Annotated in this window: 3 protein-coding genes; all 3 read left to right on the top strand. The window is 29.9% G+C overall.

The genetic code is table 11. The features are described 5' to 3' along the window. Positions 1–737: 737 nt before the first annotated feature. Entirely contained in the window at positions 738–1316 is a 579-nt protein-coding gene (locus U9R42_01420) for a TetR/AcrR family transcriptional regulator (GenBank protein ID MEA3494674.1), read from the top strand. A gap of 219 nt (positions 1317–1535) precedes the next feature. Further along, positions 1536–2282, top strand: coding sequence for an outer membrane lipoprotein-sorting protein (locus U9R42_01415; protein ID MEA3494673.1), 747 nt, complete (start codon positions 1536–1538; stop codon positions 2280–2282). 45 nt (positions 2283–2327) lie between these two features. Then, positions 2328–3513: FtsX-like permease family protein (locus tag U9R42_01410; protein MEA3494672.1), on the top strand; the 1186-nt coding region annotated here is incomplete at its 3' end.

Genomic DNA, 3513 nt, shown 5'->3' with positions numbered 1-3513 from the left:
GATTTGAGTGGGTAATCAAATTTGCCACAGACTTCGTCTGTCGAAGACATACAAAAAGTAAAGACTACGTCTGTCGAAGACAGATTCACAGATTAAAAAATTACTCTTTTTGTAATTAGTGCTTATATGAAAACTCATTAATTGCCTATCTGTACCCCTTAAATTCCCTTGTAAAAGGGAAAATCCAACTCACTGAGTGTGATGGCATTTTCTTTAGGGGATAAAGGAATGAGCAGAGGATATGCAGAATTTTCCTTTAGTTTTCTAAGAAGGACTAATTAATGAATTTTCGCCAAATCCCGTTATATCTGAACTAAAGGACATATACTTCGACTGGTCATAATTAGAGCTTTGGCACTATGTTTAACATATTGAATATTTATTGTTTACACAGTATAGCAAAACGCAGTTTATGATCGCTCTGCATATATTTTATTAGAATAATGCATGTAAATTAATTTTAATCTGTGAATCTGTGGCTTTAATCCCCCCCACTCAAATCAACATAGAACCAAAATATTAAAGCCACAGACTTCGTTTGTCGAAGACATGCTAAGGACTTTTCAAAAAATAAACTAATCATCTTTTGCAATTAATTACGTTGTAAAAGCATTAAGGAGGGGGCTATAAAATTTACCGCGTGTTAGCCCCTCCCTAAAGAGATAATAAAAAAAATTTGCTTGTTTAAAATGATTGCTTTATCTTTGACCGACCGTTCAGTCAATAGATAAATTAAGATGGTAGCAAATAAAGAAGAACTATATAGTGAAATTAAGGGAAATAAGAAGCAGTTAATTATGAATACTGCATTGGAGAGTTTTGCTGAAAAAGGGTTTTATTCCACCTCGATAAATAATATTGCAAAATCTGCTAATATTTCAAAAGGCTTGATTTATCATTATTTTAGAAGTAAAGATGAATTATTGAAAACAATAATTTTTGATGGTTTTGATAAGTTATTCGAAAATTTTGATGAAAATAAGGATGGAATACTTCAGCACAGTGAATTAATAAATTACATTAATTTTTCATTTGAAAGCTTAGAAAAAAACGGTCATTTCTGGAGATTGTATTTTAGCTTAATATTTCAACCCCATGTGTTTGATTTGGTCAAAAATAAATTAATGGAAAAAATTCAACCTTTTTCTTCCATGCTTACTGATTATTTTGAACGAAACAACTATGAAGATCCTGAAATAGAAACGCTTTTCTTTTTCTCAGTGCTTGATGGTGTGGGAGTTGATTACATGGCAGCACCAGAATATTTTCCTATAGAAAAACTTAAAAAAAGAATTTTAAAAATATATGATAAATAAATAATAAAAACACATGAAAAGAATATCGAATACTGAACAAGGAATAACGAATACTGAAATAAAAAAAACATCCTGTATTATTGCAGATAGTTAAAACTTCATTATTCAAAATTCCTTGTTTCGCAACCGCTAAAGCTACAGCGAACGTGGTCAGTATTCATTATTTAAAAGAATTACACAAATGAAAATAAATTTCAACAAAATTAAAAATATAAAAACATGAAAAAAGTCATTTTTACATTAACACTTATATTTAGTTTGTTTGCTTGTTCCTATGCACAAACTGCAACTGAAATAATAATAAAAGCAGATCAAAAGCATAGAGGAAAAACAAGTTTCGGAGAAATGAAAATGACTATTGTTCGCCCTTCATGGGAAAGGTCAATTTCAATGAAAACATGGTCAAAGGGTTCAGACTATTTTTTAATTTACATCACAGAGCCTGTTAAAGAAAGAGGACAAGTTTTTTTGAAAAGAGATAAAGAAATGTGGAATTGGATACCGTCAATAGAAAGAATGATAAAAATTCCTCCTTCAATGATGATGCAATCATGGATGGGTTCGGATTTTAAAAATGATGACCTTGTTGAAGAATCTTCAATTGTAGTGGATTATGAACATAAGTTATTAGGTGTTTTTAAAGTTAGAGAAAAAGTTTGTTACAAAATTGAACTTACTCCCAAGCCTGACGCTGCTGTTGTGTGGGGAAAAATAATTACATGGATTACAAAAGATGGTTTAAATCAATGGAGTACTAAATATTTTGATGAAGACGGTTACCTTGTGAATGTTGAAAAAGCTTATGAAATAAAACAAATGGGTGATAGAAATATTCCTACAAGAATTGAAATTATTCCTGTTGAAAAGGACGGTCATAAAACAATACTTGAAATTAAAAAAATGGAATTTGATAAAAAAATTGATGATTCTTTTTTCTCACAACAAAATATGAAAAGGATAAGGTAAAAACATTTTTAAACATTAGTAAATTAGTACAAAACAATTTATGAGATGAAAAATTATATAAAATTAGCATGGAGAAACTTGTGGAGAAACAAACGCAGAACATTGATAACGGTAGCATCAATATTTTTTGGTGTTTTACTTTCTGCCTATATGAGTTCAATGCAAGAAGGCTCTTATGGAAATATGGTTGATGTTGCAGTAAAATTTTATTCAGGCTCAATTCAAATTCATAAAAAGGGATACTGGGAGGAACAAAAACTAAATAATGCGTTTAAATCAGGCAAATCAATTGGTGATAAAATTGAAAATACTGAAGGTATAGACTTTTACACAAGAAGACTTGAATCCTTTGCACTTGCTTCTTCCGAAACGATTACTAAGGGTGTAATGGTACTTGGAATAGAACCCGAAAATGAAAACAAAGTTACAGCAGTTAAAGACAAGATGAAAAAAGGAAATTATCTTAAGCAAGGAGATGAAGGTGTAGTTATTTCTCAGGGTCTTGCTAAATATCTTAAACTTAATGTGAATGATACTTTGGTAATGATTGGGCAGGGATATCATGGAGTAAGTGCGGCAGGGAAATTCCCAATACGTGGAATATTAAAACATCCTAATCCTGAATTTAATAAGATGCTTGTTTACCTTGATATTGAAAGATGTCAAGACTTTTATTCCGCCAAGGGTCTTTTGTCTTCTTATGTAATTATGATTGACGATTATGATAATCTTGATAAAATTAAAAATAATATTTCTTACAAATTAAGTGATGATTATGAAGTAATGACATGGTCAGAAATACAACCTGCTTTAGTTCAACAAATCAATAGTGACCGTGCAGGTGGTGTTCTTATGAAAGGCATGTTATATCTTGTAATTGGTTTTGGAATTTTAGCAACAATAATGATGATGATGGCTGAAAGAAAAAGAGAATTCGGAGTTATTATAGCTGTAGGAATGCAAAAATATAAATTAAAAATTATTTTACTAATTGAAACCTTTTTTATTAGTCTAATTGGGGTATTTGTAGGTATTGGTGCAAGCATTCCGTTAAATTATTTTTATTACTTAAATCCAATACATTTAAAAGGAAAAGGTGCTGAAGCTATGCTTGAATATGGTTTTGAACCTGTAATGAAATTTTCAATGGATGCTATTGTTTTTTACAATCAAGCAATAACAATTTTTATTATTACACTATTTATTGCAATTTACCCTATTTATTATATTT

The sequence above is a fragment of the Bacteroidota bacterium genome (assembly GCA_034723125.1).
Taxonomy (GTDB): Bacteria; Bacteroidota; Bacteroidia; order CAILMK01; family JAAYUY01; genus JAYEOP01.
The sequence above is the reverse complement of the archived record's forward strand: the minus strand, read 5'-3'. Positions and strand labels throughout refer to the sequence as shown.